Here is a 17,047-nt window from a genome sequence, read left to right as displayed (position 1 = left end):
GGGTTGACACTCAAGAGACCGGTTCGGAATCACGCCCCTCGTCGTCGCGCTCTTCGGGCGTCGTAGACGCTCCCAGCTCCGCCGAGGGTTCCCCGCTCAGGCCACCGGGCTCGTCGCGCCACTCGTCGTCCTCGACGGGGAGGAAGTCCGGCCGCTCGCCGTCTTCGATCCCGATGGCGCGCAACCGGTTGCGGTACTCCTCGGCCCGGAACCGGTCGGAGAGCCGCGCGTTCGCCACGGTGAAAAACAGGGCGACGCCGATCAACAGGAACGCGAGGCCGGCGACGATGGCGACGACGTTCAGGCCGAAGACGATCCAGGCCCCCAGCAGGCCGATCCCGGCCAGCACCTGCATCCCGCCGACTAGCTGGAGCATCAGGTTCCCGAGTTCCCCGCTCCCTTCGGGCACCTCCGTCGGTGTGGGGAGCACCTCGCCATCCGGCATGTCGGGCACGTCGTACTCGTCCATCGAACAGAGGGCGACGACGGGCTTGACGTCCCGCAGGACGGTGCCGAAGCCCTCGACGCTCCCGTCCGGATAGACCGCGGCGTACCCTTCGTCCGAGTAGGCGACGACCCGACCGTCTTTCAGGCGTTCGACGCGTGCGAACACGTCGCGGACGACCACCCGGTTCTTCAGGTCCGCCTCGACACGGTCGAGCAACTCCTCGCCGGTGATCCACGTGTCGGGGTCGAAGGCGGCGTCCCACTCGTCGGCGCTCATCTCGGCCATCTGGTCCGGGCCGAAGTTGTCGAAGTCGTACTGTGCCTCGACCTGTTCGCGCAACTCGTCGGTCGACACCGCCTCGGCCTCGTCGGGGCGCTCGCTCCTCGGGGCACCCGCGTCGGCGTCGCGTGGACCGTCCTCGTCGTCGGCGGACGTCGACTCTGGATCGGCCATTTGGCTGTGATACGGAGGGAAGCCGTATACGCTTTCCGACCCGTGTTCCCCCGGTTTCGGCACGTTTTAGCGGCCCCTGTCCCTAGGCCTGGCTATGGTCGCCCTGTCGGACGCCACCATCGCGACGCTCGTCCTCGTCGCGGTCTCGCTGAGCTTCCCCTGTTTCCTGTACGGGGCCTGGATCATGATCGACGCCGAAGCGGTAACCTGGGGTGTCCTGACACACCACCTCAAGTTCATCGGGACTGGGCTGACGCTGACGACCGTCCCGATGCTCCTGTGGATGGTGCCCCGGCTGTTCGACCAGCTGGCCGGTGCCGCCGCCATCCACGCGTTTCTCGGCCTGCAGGCCTACGCGATGCTCGCGTTCGGATTTACTGGCATCGTGCGCGTCTTCCGCGCAAAGTTGGAACACGACCTCTATCACGACTACGACGAGGACGTGTTACTCGACGAGATCGGCTCCGACCGGATGCAGTTCTGGCGGCGGCGCATCCGGATCGGCGTGTTCGGCTACACGTTCTTCTGGATCCTCGCCTACGTCGTCGGCGTCTCGCGGTACGCGATCAAGTACTTCTAGAAGAGTGGCCGGGAGTGCCGGCCAGGAATGACAGGGGTGATGTCCGGGACCGATTGCGGAGGGAACCGGAAGACGGGTGTCGATCCGGGTGGGTGCTGGCCGATCGACGCCCGTGCGGTGAGGTGCAAGTGGGTAGGGGGAGATTATCGCACGAAGACGACGTGTCGTCGCGTTCCGACAGGCCGACGCCGCTCCCAGCGAGCGACCGATCGTCAGTGACGCCGTCTCTGCCCGAGAGTGTGTGGCGTCGCGGCGTGGCGTCGGCCACGTCTCGTCTCCGTAGGGTCTTCCTATCGACCCTACGATTGGGTAAGCGCACGATAGACGTATAACCGTTTTTTCGGCCTTCTCAGGCTTGGGACCCGAGTTTTCAGCTATCGCTACCGATTGGCTACCGATAGTTGCGGCCCGGACCCCACTCGGTGAAGCGCTGGCGGCCAGGTCGTCCCCGCGAGCACCGAGGCGTCACGCCCGCGGTAAGCCGTCCTGAACACCGGTCGCCGGTCACCGGGGGACAGGCGCGGCCGATGATCGATCGCGAGGGCGGAGTAAAGGCGTCCTTACCAGGCCTCGCCGCCGGCGAGGTCCACGTCCCCGTCCTCCTTCGAGGACGGGCAGACGTCTTCGAGCACACAGTCCGCACAGTCGGGGTTCCGTGCCGTACAGGTCGCCCGGCCGTGGCTGATCAGCAGGTGGGTGAAATCCTGCCACTCCGATTCGGGGACGACTGGCATGAGGTCCTGCTCGATGGCTTCCGGGCGTTCCGCCTCCGTGATGCCCAGGCGGCGGGTCAGTCGCTGGACGTGCGTGTCGACGACGATGCCCTCGACCACTTCGTGGCCGTGCTGGAGGACCACGTTGGCCGTCTTCCGGCCGACGCCCTGGAGGTCGGTCAACTCGGCCATCGTGTCCGGGACCTCGCCGTCGTGTTCCTCGACGATCGTCCGGCAGGCGCTTTTGATGTACCCCGCCTTGTTGTTGTAGTAGGTGATCGAGTTCAGGTCCTCCGCCAGTTCCTCCTGGTCGGCTTCCGCGTATTCCTCGGCCGACGCGTACTTGGCGAAGAGGTGCTCGGTCTCCTGGTTGACCCGCTCGTCGGTACACTGGGCCGAGAGGATCACGGCGATCAGCAGTTCCAGTCGATCGGAGAAGCGGAGGGAGATCGTAGTGTCGGGATACTCGGCGTGGAGTCGGTCGATGACTTCCTCGGTCTGTTCCTCACGCGAGGAAAGCGGCGTGCCCATGCGCGAACGGCCGTTCGCGGGGGACTTGGCAGTGTCGGGTTCGGGCGCGCTCCGCCCGGCGCGCTCGCGGCGCTCACCGGAGCCGGAACGCGGCCTGGACCACTGCCCGTGGGTGCGTCTCGACCGGTCCTTCCGACAGCACCCAGTCCAGACGGCCCGGCGTGGCGTCGTCGCCGACGACGGCGACCACCGCGTCCCCGACCCGGATCTCGGCCGTCTCACCCGCGTCGGCGAGGATTCGGGCGAGCCGCCCGAGCCGCACCCGTTCGGTCCGACCCAGGCGGACGCCGTCCCACACGGAGGGTACCTGCACGCGGATCCGATCGTCGACGGTGCTGACGGCCAGGTCGACCCCGTCGACCGTCACCGAGAGGTTCGCGGTGACGTCGAACCGGTCGCCCGCACGCGCCACTCGCCCGACGGTGGCGGCGAGGTCACTGCTCGTCGCCACGCTCAGTCACGCTCTTCGGTCGTGATCCGAACCGTGCCGTCGACCTGCCAGTGGGCGTGGTCCGCGTCCTCGCCCACCTTGCTGGGGACGGCCACCTCCATGTCCTCGAACTCGTAGACGATCTCCGCCCCCCGACCCGTCAGTCGGTCGTAGAGGCTGATCGCGAGTTCCGGCCAGTTGGTCGTCTCTTCGATCGTCTCGTCCGGGGCCGCGTCAGATTCACTCACACACCAAACCCAGGATTCGTCTTACTTATAATTACGCCGCGGGGCCGACGAGTCCGCGGTCCTCTACAGCCCCAGCTCGTCACCCAGGATGGCGTGTTGGATCTCGCTGGTCCCCTCGCCGATCTCCATGAGCTTGGCGTCCCGGTAGAACCGCTGGGGAGAGAAGTCTTCGGTGTAACCGTAGCCGCCCAGCACCTGCACGGCGTCCTCGGCGACTTCGCGGGAGATCTCGCTGGCGTCGAGTTTGGCCAGCGAGGAGAGCCGCGTGGCGTCGCCGCCGGCGTCGTAGGTCGTGGCGGCCTTCTGGGTCAGCAGACGGGCGCGTTCGATCTTCCGGTCCATCGAGACGAGTTTGTCCCGGATAGCGTCGAACTTGGAGATGGCGTGTCCGAACTGTTCGCGCTCGCGTGCGTACTCGCGCGCAGCGTCGAACGCACCCTGTGCGAGCCCGACCGAGAGTGCCGCGATAGAGATGCGGCCGCCGTCCAGCGTCTTCATCGTCTGTGTCCACCCCTCACCTTCGCCCCCGAGCAGGCGCTCCTCGGGGACCCAGCAGTCCTCGAACTGGATCTCGCAGGTCGGCGAGGCGTTCAGTCCCATCTTGTCCCAGACCGTCGAGACCGAGAAGCCGTCGTCGGCCGCGGGGTCGACGACGAACGTCGAGATCCCGTCGTACCCCGCCTCGGGGTCGGTGACGGCCTTCACCAGGATGGACTCGGCGACACTGGCGTTGGTGATGAACTGCTTGGTTCCGTCCAGGACGTAGCCGTCCCCCTCTCTCTGTGCAGTCGTCTGCATGTTCGAGGCGTCACTCCCGGAACCGGGTTCGGTCAGGGCCCACGCGCCGAGCCCGTCGCCCTCTGCCAGCGGGCGGAGCCACCGCTCTTTCTGCTCTTCGCTGCCGAAGGCCTCGATGGGTTTCGCCCCCAGGGAGGTGTGGGCGACGAAGGAGAGGCCGATACTGCCCGAGACGCGGCCGAGTTCCTCGGCGACCAGGGCGTACATGAGGTAGTCCCCGCCCAGCCCGCCGTACTCCTCGGCGACGGGGACGCCCATCACGTCCAGGTCGGCCAGTTCGTCGAATACCTCCGCGGGGAACCGGTGTTCGTCCTCGATGTCCTGTGCGATGGGCTCGATCTCTTCGGCACAGAAATCGCGAACCGTCTCCCGGATCATCCGGTGTTCGTCGGGGAGGTCGAAGTCCATGGCGCCCCATAGCACGGAGCCGACAAAAGCCCTCGCCCGCTGGAACCGGGCCGCCGGGCCGAAAGGCTTTGTCCGTGGCCCGTCTGCCTCGAACCGATGGCGATCCGTCGACTGCTCAGAGGCCAGCTCTCGGCAGCGGCGGTCGAACCGGTCGTCGAGGCGGTCGCCGAGCGGTACGACCTGCCGGCCAATCGGGTGGCCTTCCTGGAGGCGGACAACTGGCTGTCGACCCCACTGGTCATCGACGACGAGGTGTTCGTGAAGGTCATCACCGACCGTCACACGCTCGTCCACGCCCTGTTGACCGCGGGACGGAATCTCGGTGCGTTCTCCAGCGGTACGGAGGGCTTCTTCGAGCATTTCGACTCTCCGGTCGAGATGGCCGAGCACGAACTCGCCGCGACCCAGCGGATGCTCGAACTCGGGCTCAACGTCCCCGAACCCCTGGAGGCCTTCGAGGTCGACGAGTTCGGTGTCCTCGTGCTGGAGTACCTCCCCGAGTTCCGGACGCTCGACGTGCTGGACGCCGAGACCGTCCGGGGGCACGCGCCCGACCTGTTCGCGGCGCTCTCGTCGATGCACGCCGACGGACTGGTCCACGGCGACCTCCGTGCCGAGAACGTGCTGGTGGCCGAGGGCGAACTCTACTTCATCGACGCGACGAACGTCCGCGGGGACGGTCTCGACGACGCACGGGCTTACGACGTGGCCTGTGCGCTGGGTGCACTGGCACCCGAAATCGGGGCTCGAGCGGCCGTCGCGGCGGCACTGACCGCGTACTCGCCCGCCGACTTGCTCGACGCGCGGGCGTTCCTCGATTTCGTCAACATCCGGCCGGACCACCGCTTCGACGCGGCCGCGGTCAAAGGCGAGATCGAGCGGGAGGCGACCTGACGGGTCCTCGACCGTTTCACACGTAACGACCGGCGTACTCCACGAGTAGGCGGTGGATAGCTATCACGCTGGGTTCGGAACCGCCGCGTGCCGATGACTCGACTCACACGCCGACGACTGCTCGGTGCGACAGCCGCGGCCGCCGCTGCGCTGGCGGGGTGTGCCGGCCCGGAAGGCGGCGGAAACGAGACCAGTCCAGAGGGCGAAGCCGGCGGGACCCCCGAAGGTGGCGGTCTCGGCGAGACGCCCGAAGACGGCATGGAGACACCGACAGAGGAAGGGATGGAGACACCGACAGAGGAGACGCCGATGATGCCGGGCGAGGAGACACCGACAGAGGAGACGCCGATGATGCCGGGCGAGGAGACACCGACAGAGGAGACGCCGATGATGCCGAGCGAGGAGACGGAGACGGGAACACCCGCGATGCCCGAAAACGAGACCACCACGACGGAAGACGGTGGGTTCCTCTGACCTGACTCCCGGCCACCGAACCGCCGACCGGGGATGGATTTTTACCCTCGCCGGTGCAATTTTTGCCGGAGAGTATGAGCCAGCAAGTCACGGGTCCGGTAGGCCACTACGTCGACGGCGAGTGGATCGAGAGCGGCGGTGACCCCTTCGAGAGTGTCGACCCTGCGACCGGTGAGTCGCTGGGCGAGTTCCACCGCGGGACACCGGCCGAGGTCGAACGCGCGGTGAGGGCCGCCGAAGACGCGTTCCCGGCCTGGCGCGCCCTCTCGTACGTCGACCGCGCGGAACACCTCTGGGAGGTGTTCCACGAACTCAGGGACCGCCACGAGGAGTTGGGGGAGATCGTCACTCGCGAGTGCGGGAAGGAGATCAGCGAGGGGAAAGCCGACGTGACCGAGGCCTGGCACATGGTCGAGTGGGCCGCCGGCAACGCCCGCCACCCCCACGGCGACGTGGTCCCCAGCGAGATCGCCGAGAAGGACGCCTACATGCGCCGGAAGCCCCGCGGCGTCGTCGGCTGTATCACGCCCTGGAACTTCCCCGTCGCCATCCCGTTCTGGCACATGGCCGTCGCCCTCGTGGAGGGCAACACGGTCGTCTGGAAGCCCGCCGAACAGACGCCCTGGTGCGGGCAGGTCGTCGCCGAGATGCTCGACGACACCGGCGTCCCCGACGGCGTATTCAACATGGTGCAGGGCTTCGGCGACGCCGGCAACGCCATCGTCGAGGACGACCGCGTGGACACCGTCCTGTTCACCGGTTCCGCCGAGGTCGGTCACTCCATCGCGGACAAACTCGGTAGCGAACCCGGACGCGAGGTCGCCCTGGAGATGGGCGGGAAAAACGCCATCGTCGTCACCGAGCACGCCGACCTCGACGTGGCCGTCCACTCGGCGGTGATGTCGGCGTTCAAGACGACCGGCCAGCGCTGTGTCTCGGCCGAGCGCCTGATCGTCCACGAGGACGTGCACGGGGAGTTCAAAACCAGGTTCGTCGATCTCGCCGAGGACGTGGCCGTCGGCGACCCCCTCGACGAGTCGACGTTCATGGGTCCCGTCGTCGACGAGAGTCAGGTCGAGAAGTTCCACGAGTACAATGGACTCGCTCGCGAGGAGGGCGTCGACGTGCTGGTCGACCGCGCCGAACTGGACGAGGGGGAAATCCCCGACGGCAGTGCAGACGGCTACTGGGTCGGCCCGTTCGTCTACGAGACCGAGTACGACCCCGAACTGCGCTGTCTCCAGGAGGAGGTGTTTGGGCCCCACGTCGCCCTGATCCCCTACAGTGGCGACATCGAGCGCGCCGTCGAGATCCACAACGACGTACCCTACGGGCTGGCAGGGGCGATCGTCTCGGAGAACTACCGACAACTCAACTACTACCGCGACCACGGCGAGGTGGGCCTGGCATACGCCAACCTGCCCTGCATCGGCGCGGAGGTGCAGTTGCCCTTCGGCGGCGTCAAGAAATCGGGGAAGGGCGCGCCGAGCGCGCGTGAGGTGATCGAGGCCGTTACCGAGCGGACGGCGTGGACGCTCAACAACGCGACGGACATCGAGATGGCACAGGGACTCTCGGCGGATATCACGACCGAGGAGTAACCCTCGAAACCGGCTCCAGCCGGCCGGCATCCCGGCCGGAGTCGGTCTCGCCGACGGGACGAGGCGGCTGGCGTCTTTCGACGCCGCCGGACGGACCGAGTGGCGGTGGCCGAGCAGCGAGGCGGGCGCCTGTTAGTTGCCGGCGTGACGTGAAAAGCGCCGTACCGGCACCCGCTGGTATGGCTGCCCACTGCATAAATATTCGGACCGCTCACCCGTTTCGACGGTCGGCCAGCGCGGGAAACTCCGTTCGGACCGACTCGACCGTGCCGGGGTCGAGATCGGCCGTCACCAGCGCCGGGTCGTCGTCGGAACTCGCGAGCACCGTGCCCCACGGATCGTAGACCGTCGAGCGGCCCAGCAGTTCCGCGTCGTCGAACCGCCCACTGCCGTTGATCGTCGCCACGTAGGCGAGGTTCTCGACGGCCCGCGCTCGCGGGAGGAGTTGCCAGTGTTCGACCCGTGGGTACGGCCACGCGCTCGGGACGAGCACGAGCGTCGCGCCGTCGTCGACGAGGTCCCGGTACAACTCCGGGAAGCGCAGGTCGTAACAGGTCGTGATGCCGATACCGAACCCCTCGAAGTCGACGACAGGTGCGCGCTCGCCGGGGACCAGCAGGTCCGACTCGGCCGACTCGTACCCGAAGAGGTGGTGTTTCCGGTAGACTGCCCGGCGCTGCCCGTCACGGCCGAAGAAGACGGCGGTGTTGGCCAGGCCCTCGTCGCTCGGTACCGCGAGATCCGTCCGCGCGGCGGTCGCGCCGAGGTCTTCGACCACGGTGCCGGCGAGGACGGCCACGTCGTGTTCGCGCGCGGCCGCGGCGAGTCGCTGATGGGTCTCGCCGCCGACCGGTTCCGCGGTGCGGGCGTACAGGTCGAACGCGAAGTACCCGACCGAGAACATCTCGGGGAGCGCCACGAGATCCGCGTCAGAGTCGGCGGCCCGCTCGACGGCGGCGACTGCGCGGTCGACGTTGCCGGACAGGTCGCCGGGCTCGACGGACAACTGCGCCAGTGCGACCTTCACGCCTCGAGCCCCAGGTCCTCGCGGATCGCGTTCTCGATGTTGCGGAGCTGTTCGTCCATGTTGCGCTTGAAGAAGCGCTCGACGCCCGGCAGCTTGCCGTCGACGGTGAAACGGTTGATGACGCGGGTTCCGTTCTCGGTCGTTTCGAGTTCGTGTTCACCGACGACACGCATCACCTTCGAGCGGCCGACGAACTCGACGTAGCGTGGCGGGTCGAACTCGGTCTCCTCCGTTTCGATGGCGACGCGTCTGTCGATCACGGGGATCGGGAGTTTGACGTACCACGTCGCGGTGTGTTCACCCGTCTTCTCGAAATCGTCGACGACGCTGATCGGACGGGCCCGTTTCTCCGGGTCTGCGATGAACGACCACACGCGGTCCCGTTCGGCGGGCAACTCGAACGTCCGCTCGACCCGGACGGTCATAGCCTACCTTCGGGCCGCCGGTCAAAAAAGAGTCCGACTTCCCTCGAGACTCAACTCCGGGTGACTCGCCAGGTCGTCGACCGCGCACGACCCCACTTTTCGATGTCCACGTCGTCGGACTTCTCGGCCAGTCGGGGGAGGCGTGCACCGACCTGCTTCGCCGAGAGTCCGATCTGCTCGGCGATGTTTTTGGCCCGGACGTAGGCTTCGTCCCCGCCGACCTGGTCACGGAGGTGCTCCAGGATACGCTGTTCCTCTTCGCTGAAATCGGCCATACTGGACGTAGGCGGTCCAGACCTTTAAGCTCTCGTTTTAGCGAAACGCCTGCCTACGAGAAGATCTGAATCGCGGCGACGGCGAGCGATCCGAACAGGATCGCGAGCGCGAAGCCCCAGCCGGCCAACAACTGTTGTTCGGCCGCGACGTACATCACGACTGCCCCCGCGACGCCGAGCGCCCCAAAGAGCAGTCCGAGGCCGATCGCCTTGTCCGACTGTAGTCCGGTTTCTGCCATTGTCCGCGCTACCAGTAGCGCGCACTTAGTCTATTCGAACCGCGCTACTGCCGTCTGCGCCGGCGTTCGTCGGCCACCCGGCTGGGCTGTCGGCCCAAAGACATCTCTGCGCAGTTGTATCACTCCCCGCCGATGGACACCGAACGGATCCGGTCGGCACTGCTCGGGAGTAGGCTGTGCATAGCCGGGTCGGTCGGCGGCGGACTGGTCGTGCTGGTCGCCCTCGCTTTCCTGCTGGGCGTGATCGGCGTCCCCGGCGTCGGGGCCGTCGAGAACTGCGTCGGGACAGTCAACGACTCCACGACGGTCGTCGAGACCGACATGGTCGTCACCAATCCCAACCCAGCCGGTGTCTCGCTGTCGGACACGGATGTCAACTTCCGGGCTTACAACCCCAAACAGTACCCCTACGCGCTCTCCGAACTCGGGTACACGATCACGACGAACGGCGTCCAGGTGGGTGCGGGCAGTAGCGAGGACGTGGCGACGCTCCTGCCACGCACCACCCAGCGCATCCGGGCTGACGTGGCAATCCGGAATCGAAACCTCGACGACTGGTGGGTGACTCACCTCCGGAACGGCCAGGTCACCGACCTGGAGATCCAGTTCTACGCCGTCGTCGACCCCGCCGACGACGCCGTGGGCAGCGGACTCGGAGACAGCGGCTCGTTCCGGATTCCCCTCGAACCGCTCGATTACCGGACTACCATCGACACCGACATGTTCGGCACGAAAGACGGGGCGACGAGCGGGAGCGCAGACGCCAGCGCCGGCGACGACAGCGGCCAGCAGACCACGACGGCCCCGACGGACGGGACGGCGGACGACGGGGCGACCGCGACCACCGACGACGGCCACGGTGACACCGGCGGTTCGGTCACGACGACCACCGACGGCGGACAGTCCGGGAGCGACGACGACGACGGACTGCTGGGGTGACTTAAAACACCCTGTCATCCCGCGGACAGGGCTTTATTATGCGGATCGAAACGTGTGGTTGCATGACACGGAGTGCTGACGCTCCTGGTCGCGTTCTTCGAGGGTAACGAGGATCGCGACACCGGGAAGGGTGTTACGGCGATGGGGGATCGCATCCGGGTCGAGATCGACGGGGTGACCCACGAGTTGACCCGCGAACAGGCGACCGAACTCAGGGGGACGATAGACGACGCGCTGACGAGCCGCCGGGAGTTCCTGCACACCGCAGGCGAGTACCGCGACGACGGCGCGTACGTCGTCTCCAGACGCGGTGCCGACTCGGCCGGCAACAGCAAAGTGTTCGAGAGCTTCGAGCAGGTGCGCCGGCTGTACGAGCGCCTGCCGACGGAGTTCACGGCCGACGCGGTCAGTCGGTCGGGCATCACCGGTTCGCGCCGGCACATGCTGGTTCGCCACTACGCGGAGCATCCGGCGTTCGACTGTGCGATCACGCGCCGGAGTCCGCTGACGGTGCACAAGACGACGGCCGACGGCACCGGCGACGAAGCGACGGCAGACTGACGCCCTTCGGGTGTCAGCCTGCGGGTCGCAGCCACCAGCGAGAAGCGACGGCGTCGCGTTACTGAATCTCGGTGTGCACTGACTCTTCGTTGAGTGCCAGGTTCGTCGCGATCTCGGCGTTCCGGACGGCGTACTGGGCGGTCTGCTGGAGGCTGACCAGCACTTCCCGGACCCGGAGCAGTTCCTCGTTTTCCATCTCCGGCAGGTCGCTCAGGATGTCCTGTTCGCGGTTGCCGATCTCGGCGTACAGTTCCCGGACCTCGATGGCGGCGTCGTAGTCGCGTTCGACGGCGGCGGTGACGGCCATCTCGGTGATCTCGTTGACCTGATCGGTGAACTCCCGGATGCGCCGCATCGTCGAGGACTCGACGTTGAGGGTGTGGCCCTCGGTTTCGAGGACGATCTCGGCGATGTCCTCGGCGTTGTCGGCGGTGAGTTCGAGGTTCTTCGCGATGGAGCGGTAGCCGATCAGCGGGAAGCCGTTGTCCAGCCCCACCGCCCGCGCGAGGTTGGGGTTCTGGTAGGCAGTGAAGATCAGGCGAAGCAGGAGGACGAAGATCTTGTTGGCCTGCCGTTCCCGGTTGAGGGCCCGCTGGGCGAGGTCCGGGTTGCCGTGGGCCAGCGACTTGACGGCCTCGTTGCGCATCGTCGAGCCCGTGGATTCCAGGCGTTCGAGCAGGTTGTCCAGCGTGAAGTCCTCCGGATCGACCGAACAGCGGATGGCGATACGCTCGGGGGTCTCCTCGATGACGCCCAGGCCCATCAGCTGTGTCTCGGCGTTGTAGACGGCGTTGATGTGTTCGGATTTGAGGGTGCCGTCCTCGCCGGCCTCGACGTGGATGATGCGCCGGCCGAGGACGTACTGGGCCACGATGGCTCGCTCGACTGCGTCCGCGTCCAGATCCTCGGTGTAGATGATGGCTTCCGATTCCTCGGTCTGGACCGACTCGGGCATCACCGTGAGCGTCCCCTTCCCGCCGATGCGCAGGGACACCTCGTCGCCTTTCTCGACGTTGTGCTCGGACGCCCACTCTGCGGGCAGAGTCATCGCCAGCGTGGAGGGACCGAGCCGCTGCACTTTCCGCGTTTCCATACTCCCTTTGTCATACCCCATCGACCTTAATCTTATCTATACACCACTTAATCCGCTGACGAATGTAATAGTGCTTGATCGATCGGGCAGAAACGCCACGTTCCTAAATCACTTGCATCAGCCGCCGCTCGTACCGGCCGACGCGGACCTGGAGCCACCCCGCGAGCTCCTCGTCGAGGTCGGGGTCCCCGGTGTCCACCCGGAGGGTCCCGATCTCGTCCAGTTTGGACTTCGAGGCGACGACTTCGAGGTCACACTGTGCGATCACGGCCGGCGAGAGTTGCTGATTCCCGCGGCCGAAGACGAACCCCTGGCCGCCGATGGGCGAGACGACGATCACGTTCTCTTCCCCGAGCGAGTCCAGAATCTCCCGTTCGCTGGCGTCTTCGACCAGCACTTCGCCGTCCCGCCACACGTCGACGCCCAGCGGCGAGCCCTCGAAGCCGAGGCGTTCCTTGATCGCGCCGACCGTGCTGCCGGGCCCGAGGACGTACGTCACGCCCTCGCGCGCTTCGCGGCCGACGCCCTCGGCGAGGCTCTCGACGGTGCCGCCGCCCAACTGCTTGCTGGCCTGGCGCTGTTCGGCCGCAGGCACGCGAACCACCGCGCGCAACTCCGTGTGAACCTCGCCCTCGCGGTACTCGTCCTCGTCGATGTCGTTGACCTCGGCGCGTTCGGTGTCCGCGAAGGTCGCGGCGATCTGTCCGGCGGCCCGCGGCGTGACGCCGAACACCGACGAGTACACCTTGACGCCCGCGGGGACGCCCAGCATCGGCACGTCGGCGTCGTGCTCCCGGATCGTCTCGGCCACGTCGACGGCGGTCCCGTCGCCGCCGACGAACAGGATCAGATCGACGCCGTGATCCAGGAAGTCCGCGACGGCGGCCCGCGTGTCGGCCGCCGTCGTCTCCTCGTCCCCGAGCGTGCCGACGACGGTGGGCTCGAAGCCGGCATCGCACACGGCCCCTCCGCCCATCGGGGCCGCGTAGGTGAGCACTGTCGTCTCGGGGGCCAGTTCGTGGATCCGGTCGAGGGCCGCACGGGCACGTGACGGGGCTCGCGGCTCCGCACCGCGTGCGCGCGCCTCGTCGACTTTCCCGTCCGTCCCTTTCAGTCCGACGCGCCCACCCATCCCGGCGATAGGGTTGACGACGACGCCGATCGTTCGCATTACTCGACCTACCCGCGGCAGGGTCAAAAGGCGTCCGGCGACGGCAGGCCCGTCGGTCAGATACCGACGGATCGATCGACGAGGGCGCCGCTCGTGGTTCGGGATTCTTAAGACACCTCGGTCGGAACGGGCGGACATGAACGCGATACTCGCTGCAGCCGCCACGAACGCGTCGGAGCCGGGCGTCCAGACGGCCGTCATCAACAGTGCCGGGGCCCTCGTCGGACTGGTGAGTCTCCTGCTCGCCGCCGCCTGGGTCGCGTACCTCTACCGCTGAGTCACTCCGTCTCCGGTGTCTCGACCCGTTCGGCCAGCCACGCGGCCGCCTCGCGCACGACCGCCTCGTCGGTACTCTCCAGTTTGATCTCGACCGTCTCGCCGGGGTAGCTCCCCACCTTCACGTCGAAGCGTTCGCGAACGTCTTGGACGCGGGTCAACAGTGCACTCTCGGGTTCGTCGGCTTCGACGGTCTCGACGTGGCGGCGCTCGCCGGAGAACCGGTCCGCGACGTCCTCGAACATCGTCTTCATCTCGGCGGGAACGCCCGGCAGGACGTACACCGATTCGAGGGCACAGCCGGGCGCGACTCCCTCGCGGTTCGGCAGCATCTCCGCACCCGCCGGGATGTCGGCGGTTCCCTCCGCGAGGTCCTCGCGGGCGTAGCCACCCTCCGACTCGAGCCAGGCGAGCGCCTCCTCGCTCCGGGCCACCTCGCGGCCGAAGGCCGCGGCGACGCCGTCCATCGTCACGTCGTCGTGGGTCGGCCCCAGTCCGCCGGTGACGACGACGGCATCGTACTCGGCGCGGTACTCGTTGACCACGCGGGCGATCTCCCCGATCCGATCCGGGACGACCGTCACTCGCTCGACGGTCGCCCCGCGCTCGGTGAGCCGCTCGCCTAACCAGGCGGCGTTCGTGTTGACCGTGTCCCCCGCGAGCAACTCGTCGCCCACGGTGACCAGCGCGACGCGCATACCACCCGGTTGGCGAGCCGCGAATAAAAGTCCACCAGTGTCTCCGCTCCACACCCGAGTCGACGCCCGACCCCAGGCCGGCCGCGTCACAGCCCGGCCACGTCCGGCTCCTCGGTCCGGATGTCCTCGACTTCCAGGTGATCGAGGACGTTGACGAAAGCGCCGGGATCGGGGACGAGGAAGATCCGGATACGGAACTCGCGACGCGGTTCGGTCACGTCGACCTGAGAGTCAAGCACGATGGCCAGCGAGTCGTCGGTGATGTGCGAGAGGTTCGCCGCCAGCAACTCGCGGCCGGTCCCGTGTTCGAGTTCGGGCGTCCCCATCTCGATGGAGCGCCCGAGCGTGTTGGCCAGGCCGTCGATGAACCCGGAGGTGAAGATGTTACACATCTCCTGGAGGGCGCTCTCGTGGAACTGGTTCAATTTCCCGTCGACCGCCCGCCCCGTCATGTGTTCGGCGACGTTTTCGGCCGTCTGCATCCCGAAGGTCATGACGAAGTAGCCGTAGGGCGGCTCGGTCAGCTTCACCGAGGCACAGAAGAGTCGCTCGTCACCGAGATCGTCCGGGATGTCGCCCGGTTCGACCATCGAGAGGCTCTTGACCGCGACCGACGCGTCGAGCCCCGCCAGCGACTCCAGGGAGTCGGCGACGTTGCCCGCACCGCTCTCCATCAGGACGTTGATGATCCGGAGTTTCCGCACGTCGATCAGCAGGGGCATTCACTGTCCCGAGGTCGGCCGCCCGGTTCAAGCTTTGGGCCGCTTCGAGCCCCGAACTACCGCATTCCCGGCGGCGGGCCGTCGTCACCCACGTCGTCGCCCGTGTCCACGTCAAGGCCGACCTCCTCGCGCCGTTGTTCGAGTTCGCGAATCTGCCGGAGGTAGTAGATCGCTCCGCCACCGCCAAGCAGCAGCGCCAGCACCACCAGGCCGCCGAACAGCCACAGGTCACGCTCCAGGTACCAGCGAATCGAGAGCGCGCGTCGGTCCACGTCGCTCCAGGTGAGCGTGACGCGGTCGTTCCTGAGCGTCGCGTCGTAGCCTCCGGGGCTCACCTGCGCCAGAATCGGGACACCGACACGGGCGTCTTTGGGCAACGTCACCTCGTAGCTCCCCGAGACGAACGTCGGGAGTGCGAAACTCTTGCCGTTCCGTGGCGAGGAGAACGCGACCCTCCCGGAGACGTTCTCGGCGGGGAACGAGACGGTCATGCGCTTGCGACTCAACTCCACGTCGTCGGCCGTGAGGTTCCGGACGGTGCCGTTCTCGAACTGGAACTTGAGCCCCTCGATGTCCAGCGGGCTCTCGGTGCCCAGCGCGTCACGGTCGTAGAGTTCGATCGACGAGCGGTTCTCGACGCGGTAGACGGCCTCGTACCGCGTGTCGTTGATGTCGATGGTCGCGTTCGCGTCGGTCGACCAGTTGTACGTGACGTCTTTGCCCAGCGCCTCCGCGTCGGGCTCTCCCGGGCCCAGCACCGAACAGCCCGACAGGGCGACGAGGGCGGCGAGCGCGACCAGTCCGAGGAGGCGGCGGCGATTCATGGAACGACGGCGAGAATCTCCGACGGCAGGTGTTTGCCGATGCTGGCGAGCAGTCCCGGCGGGTCGGTTCCCTCGCGGCAGAGGACCGACTGTTCGAGCAGGCCCAGTCGCTCGACGGTCACGATGTCCTGGGCGTGACCCGCGCGGTTGACGGTGGCCCGCACTTCCGCCCGGGTCGCGCTGTTGACGTTGACCCGACCGGTGCCCCGGGTCCAGTCGTACAGCCGGTCGCGTTCGTCGTCGGCGATTCGGGGCGAATCGTCCCAGACGAACGAGAGCGGGAGGTGCTGGACCAGCCCGAACCGCTTGCGGATCTGCTCGGGCGACCCCTGTCCGAGCCCGATCTCGGCGGCCGGAATCCGGACTTCCCGGCCGGCGTCGAGGACGAATCCGTCCGCGTCCCAGGATTCGAGGGTTCCCACGTAGCTCTCGCCGGCCTCGAAGTCCGGCGTGATCGCGCCCCACTCCTCGCGGAGGAGGTTGCGAGCGATCACGGCGTCGTCGCCCTCGACGGTCACGGAGGGGAAGTCGTCGTCCCGGAGGCCGACCTCGTAGGTCACGTCGAGGTCGCCGATCTCGTTCCCGATCAGCGAGCCCAGTCCGTCCAGTGCCCGTTCGCGGGCGTCACCGTCGACGTAGCACTTCGTTGCGAGGACGACCATCAGGCTTCGGTCTCTTCTCGTTCGACGTTCAGTTCGTCGCGCAGGGCGTCGATGCGGTCCTCCATGGCCTGGACCAGCGCCGTGTTCTCCATGGCGTCGACCGGCGAGCCACACTCGGGACACTCGAACCCGAAGTCCATCGCCTCGCCGAACTCGAAGCGGATGCCACAGACGTCACAGAGGTAGAACTCGTTGTCGTGTTCGTACTGCTCGCGGTCCTCCAGCGCGTCCAGGAGGCGGTACATCTCCTCTTCGAGTTTCTCGGGAATCTTGTCGTACTCGAAGGTCCAGAGGTAGGTCAGCCAGCCCGAGTCCTCGTCGCGGAGCCGTCGATAGCTCGCCAGGTCGTTCTCGTAGAGAATGAAGAGGGCGCGGCGAACGTCGTTGAGCTCCAGTCCCAACTCTTCTGCGAGCTCTTCGTCCGTCACCTCGCCGTCCGGCGGTGCGGCCGCGACGGGCATCCCCTTCGGGCCCACCAGTTCGTGGAGGTACTTCTGTATGACCGGGTCCTCCAGGAGTTCCTCAAAAGCCATTGGTGTACTTATCGGTGCCTGGCT

The 17,047-nt window shown here is 67.0% G+C and carries 23 protein-coding genes; 7 read left to right on the top strand and 16 right to left on the bottom strand.

From position 1 onward, the window contains the following. Positions 1–10: 10 nt before the first annotated feature. Positions 11–901, bottom strand: a complete 891-nt coding sequence (locus tag EAF64_RS02250) for a DUF7319 domain-containing protein (protein WP_129067344.1) — start codon at positions 899–901, stop codon at positions 11–13. A 94-nt stretch (positions 902–995) separates the two neighbouring features. On the opposite strand from EAF64_RS02250, the gene EAF64_RS02245 reads away from it, so the two are divergent. Next, the gene (locus EAF64_RS02245) at positions 996–1,481 is read left to right on the top strand and encodes a DUF7321 family protein (RefSeq protein WP_129067343.1); all 486 of its coding nucleotides are present in this window, start codon (positions 996–998) and stop codon (positions 1,479–1,481) included. A gap of 560 nt (positions 1,482–2,041) precedes the next feature. Here EAF64_RS02245 and nth read toward each other — a convergent pair. The 4 genes from nth to EAF64_RS02225 all read right to left on the bottom strand — a co-directional run bounded on the left by nth (position 2,042) and on the right by EAF64_RS02225 (position 4,609). After that, positions 2,042–2,725 carry an endonuclease III gene (gene nth / locus EAF64_RS02240; protein ID WP_129067342.1) on the bottom strand — a complete coding sequence of 228 codons (684 nt, stop codon included), beginning with the start codon at positions 2,723–2,725 and terminating at the stop codon, positions 2,042–2,044. Positions 2,726–2,798: 73 nt separating this feature from the next. Beyond that, on the bottom strand, positions 2,799–3,176 hold the full coding sequence (locus EAF64_RS02235) for a hypothetical protein (RefSeq protein ID WP_129067341.1): 378 nt from the start codon (positions 3,174–3,176) through the stop codon (positions 2,799–2,801). Positions 3,177–3,178: 2 nt separating this feature from the next. Then, positions 3,179–3,403 carry a hypothetical protein gene (locus tag EAF64_RS02230; RefSeq protein ID WP_129067340.1) on the bottom strand — a complete coding sequence of 75 codons (225 nt, stop codon included), beginning with the start codon at positions 3,401–3,403 and terminating at the stop codon, positions 3,179–3,181. 63 nt (positions 3,404–3,466) lie between these two features. Further along, positions 3,467–4,609 carry an acyl-CoA dehydrogenase family protein gene (locus EAF64_RS02225; protein ID WP_129067339.1) on the bottom strand — a complete coding sequence of 381 codons (1,143 nt, stop codon included), beginning with the start codon at positions 4,607–4,609 and terminating at the stop codon, positions 3,467–3,469. Between the two features lie 96 nt (positions 4,610–4,705). Between EAF64_RS02225 and EAF64_RS02220 the strand changes: the two genes are divergently transcribed. The 3 genes from EAF64_RS02220 (at position 4,706) to EAF64_RS02210 (ending at position 7,578) form a co-directional block, all read left to right on the top strand. Next, positions 4,706–5,503: an RIO1 family regulatory kinase/ATPase domain-containing protein gene (locus tag EAF64_RS02220; RefSeq protein ID WP_129067338.1), complete on the top strand. Its 798-nt coding sequence runs from the start codon at positions 4,706–4,708 to the stop codon at positions 5,501–5,503. A gap of 93 nt (positions 5,504–5,596) precedes the next feature. After that, positions 5,597–5,977 (top strand): hypothetical protein, encoded by a 381-nt coding sequence (locus EAF64_RS02215; protein ID WP_129067337.1) that lies wholly within the window; start codon positions 5,597–5,599, stop codon positions 5,975–5,977. Positions 5,978–6,051: 74 nt separating this feature from the next. After that, positions 6,052–7,578 carry an aldehyde dehydrogenase family protein gene (locus tag EAF64_RS02210; protein WP_129067336.1) on the top strand — a complete coding sequence of 509 codons (1,527 nt, stop codon included), beginning with the start codon at positions 6,052–6,054 and terminating at the stop codon, positions 7,576–7,578. 211 nt (positions 7,579–7,789) lie between these two features. On the opposite strand, the gene EAF64_RS02205 is transcribed toward EAF64_RS02210, so the two are convergent. The 4 genes from EAF64_RS02205 to EAF64_RS02190 are packed head-to-tail and all read right to left on the bottom strand — an operon-like array spanning position 7,790 to position 9,544. Beyond that, positions 7,790–8,605 carry a carbon-nitrogen family hydrolase gene (locus EAF64_RS02205; protein WP_129067335.1) on the bottom strand — a complete coding sequence of 272 codons (816 nt, stop codon included), beginning with the start codon at positions 8,603–8,605 and terminating at the stop codon, positions 7,790–7,792. Next, positions 8,602–9,030, bottom strand: coding sequence for a CoxG family protein (locus tag EAF64_RS02200; protein ID WP_129067334.1), 429 nt, complete (start codon positions 9,028–9,030; stop codon positions 8,602–8,604). Before EAF64_RS02200 ends, EAF64_RS02205 begins: the two co-directional genes overlap by 4 nt. Positions 9,031–9,080: 50 nt before the next feature. After that, positions 9,081–9,305, bottom strand: a complete 225-nt coding sequence (locus tag EAF64_RS02195) for a DUF7123 family protein (RefSeq protein ID WP_092660546.1) — start codon at positions 9,303–9,305, stop codon at positions 9,081–9,083. A 53-nt stretch (positions 9,306–9,358) separates the two neighbouring features. Further along, the gene (locus tag EAF64_RS02190) at positions 9,359–9,544 is read right to left on the bottom strand and encodes a DUF7525 family protein (protein ID WP_129067333.1); all 186 of its coding nucleotides are present in this window, start codon (positions 9,542–9,544) and stop codon (positions 9,359–9,361) included. 132 nt (positions 9,545–9,676) lie between these two features. Here EAF64_RS02190 and EAF64_RS02185 point away from each other — a divergent pair, with 132 nt between their 5' ends. Both EAF64_RS02185 and EAF64_RS02180 read left to right on the top strand, forming a co-directional pair. Continuing rightward, a complete protein-coding gene (locus tag EAF64_RS02185; RefSeq protein WP_129067332.1) occupies positions 9,677–10,483 on the top strand; it encodes an LEA type 2 family protein in 807 nt (268 codons plus the stop codon). Between the two features lie 141 nt (positions 10,484–10,624). Continuing rightward, positions 10,625–11,044: a DUF7528 family protein gene (locus tag EAF64_RS02180; RefSeq protein ID WP_193767574.1), complete on the top strand. Its 420-nt coding sequence runs from the start codon at positions 10,625–10,627 to the stop codon at positions 11,042–11,044. Between the two features lie 58 nt (positions 11,045–11,102). Here the strand turns inward: EAF64_RS02180 and EAF64_RS02175 are convergent, their stop codons facing one another. After that, positions 11,103–12,137: a phosphate signaling complex PhoU family protein gene (locus tag EAF64_RS02175; protein WP_129067331.1), complete on the bottom strand. Its 1,035-nt coding sequence runs from the start codon at positions 12,135–12,137 to the stop codon at positions 11,103–11,105. Between the two features lie 103 nt (positions 12,138–12,240). Then, positions 12,241–13,308 (bottom strand): ATP-NAD kinase family protein, encoded by a 1,068-nt coding sequence (locus EAF64_RS02170; protein WP_129067330.1) that lies wholly within the window; start codon positions 13,306–13,308, stop codon positions 12,241–12,243. Between the two features lie 136 nt (positions 13,309–13,444). On the opposite strand from EAF64_RS02170, the gene EAF64_RS20720 reads away from it, so the two are divergent. Next, on the top strand, positions 13,445–13,585 hold the full coding sequence (locus EAF64_RS20720; protein WP_193767540.1) for a hypothetical protein: 141 nt from the start codon (positions 13,445–13,447) through the stop codon (positions 13,583–13,585). A gap of 1 nt (position 13,586) precedes the next feature. Here the strand turns inward: EAF64_RS20720 and EAF64_RS02165 are convergent, their stop codons facing one another. From EAF64_RS02165 to EAF64_RS02145, 5 genes are all read right to left on the bottom strand, one after another. Further along, positions 13,587–14,282, bottom strand: coding sequence for a competence/damage-inducible protein A (locus EAF64_RS02165; RefSeq protein ID WP_129067329.1), 696 nt, complete (start codon positions 14,280–14,282; stop codon positions 13,587–13,589). 86 nt (positions 14,283–14,368) lie between these two features. Beyond that, positions 14,369–15,004, bottom strand: a complete 636-nt coding sequence (locus EAF64_RS02160) for a chemotaxis protein CheC (RefSeq protein WP_129067328.1) — start codon at positions 15,002–15,004, stop codon at positions 14,369–14,371. 56 nt (positions 15,005–15,060) lie between these two features. Then, a complete protein-coding gene (locus tag EAF64_RS02155; protein ID WP_129067327.1) occupies positions 15,061–15,828 on the bottom strand; it encodes a DUF5803 family protein in 768 nt (255 codons plus the stop codon). After that, entirely contained in the window at positions 15,825–16,490 is a 666-nt protein-coding gene (locus EAF64_RS02150; RefSeq protein ID WP_129067326.1) for a DUF2110 family protein, read from the bottom strand. Before EAF64_RS02150 ends, EAF64_RS02155 begins: the two co-directional genes overlap by 4 nt. Then, the gene (locus tag EAF64_RS02145) at positions 16,490–17,023 is read right to left on the bottom strand and encodes a transcription factor (protein ID WP_129067325.1); all 534 of its coding nucleotides are present in this window, start codon (positions 17,021–17,023) and stop codon (positions 16,490–16,492) included. Before EAF64_RS02145 ends, EAF64_RS02150 begins: the two co-directional genes overlap by 1 nt. Positions 17,024–17,047 lie beyond the last annotated feature (24 nt).

The sequence above is a fragment of the Halorientalis pallida genome (genome assembly GCF_004118325.1).
Taxonomy (GTDB): Archaea; Halobacteriota; Halobacteria; order Halobacteriales; family Haloarculaceae; genus Halorientalis; species Halorientalis pallida.
The sequence above is the reverse complement of the archived record's forward strand: the minus strand, read 5'-3'. Positions and strand labels throughout refer to the sequence as shown.

Coding starts and splice junctions, on each gene's coding strand:
- EAF64_RS02220 (WP_129067338.1), top strand. CDS start 4,706: ATGGCGATCCGTCGACTGCTCAGAGGCCAGCTCTCGGCAGCGGCGGTC.
- EAF64_RS02200 (WP_129067334.1), bottom strand. CDS start 9,030: ATGACCGTCCGGGTCGAGCGGACGTTCGAGTTGCCCGCCGAACGGGAC.
- EAF64_RS02180 (WP_193767574.1), top strand. CDS start 10,625: ATGGGGGATCGCATCCGGGTCGAGATCGACGGGGTGACCCACGAGTTG.
- EAF64_RS02175 (WP_129067331.1), bottom strand. CDS start 12,137: ATGGAAACGCGGAAAGTGCAGCGGCTCGGTCCCTCCACGCTGGCGATG.
- nth (WP_129067342.1), bottom strand. CDS start 2,725: ATGGGCACGCCGCTTTCCTCGCGTGAGGAACAGACCGAGGAAGTCATC.
- EAF64_RS02160 (WP_129067328.1), bottom strand. CDS start 15,004: ATGCCCCTGCTGATCGACGTGCGGAAACTCCGGATCATCAACGTCCTG.
- EAF64_RS02185 (WP_129067332.1), top strand. CDS start 9,677: ATGGACACCGAACGGATCCGGTCGGCACTGCTCGGGAGTAGGCTGTGC.
- EAF64_RS02170 (WP_129067330.1), bottom strand. CDS start 13,308: ATGCGAACGATCGGCGTCGTCGTCAACCCTATCGCCGGGATGGGTGGG.
- EAF64_RS02215 (WP_129067337.1), top strand. CDS start 5,597: ATGACTCGACTCACACGCCGACGACTGCTCGGTGCGACAGCCGCGGCC.
- EAF64_RS02250 (WP_129067344.1), bottom strand. CDS start 901: ATGGCCGATCCAGAGTCGACGTCCGCCGACGACGAGGACGGTCCACGC.
- EAF64_RS02195 (WP_092660546.1), bottom strand. CDS start 9,305: ATGGCCGATTTCAGCGAAGAGGAACAGCGTATCCTGGAGCACCTCCGT.
- EAF64_RS02145 (WP_129067325.1), bottom strand. CDS start 17,023: ATGGCTTTTGAGGAACTCCTGGAGGACCCGGTCATACAGAAGTACCTC.
- EAF64_RS02210 (WP_129067336.1), top strand. CDS start 6,052: ATGAGCCAGCAAGTCACGGGTCCGGTAGGCCACTACGTCGACGGCGAG.
- EAF64_RS02225 (WP_129067339.1), bottom strand. CDS start 4,609: ATGGACTTCGACCTCCCCGACGAACACCGGATGATCCGGGAGACGGTT.
- EAF64_RS02245 (WP_129067343.1), top strand. CDS start 996: ATGGTCGCCCTGTCGGACGCCACCATCGCGACGCTCGTCCTCGTCGCG.
- EAF64_RS02190 (WP_129067333.1), bottom strand. CDS start 9,544: ATGGCAGAAACCGGACTACAGTCGGACAAGGCGATCGGCCTCGGACTG.
- EAF64_RS20720 (WP_193767540.1), top strand. CDS start 13,445: ATGAACGCGATACTCGCTGCAGCCGCCACGAACGCGTCGGAGCCGGGC.
- EAF64_RS02155 (WP_129067327.1), bottom strand. CDS start 15,828: ATGAATCGCCGCCGCCTCCTCGGACTGGTCGCGCTCGCCGCCCTCGTC.
- EAF64_RS02150 (WP_129067326.1), bottom strand. CDS start 16,490: ATGGTCGTCCTCGCAACGAAGTGCTACGTCGACGGTGACGCCCGCGAA.
- EAF64_RS02165 (WP_129067329.1), bottom strand. CDS start 14,282: ATGCGCGTCGCGCTGGTCACCGTGGGCGACGAGTTGCTCGCGGGGGAC.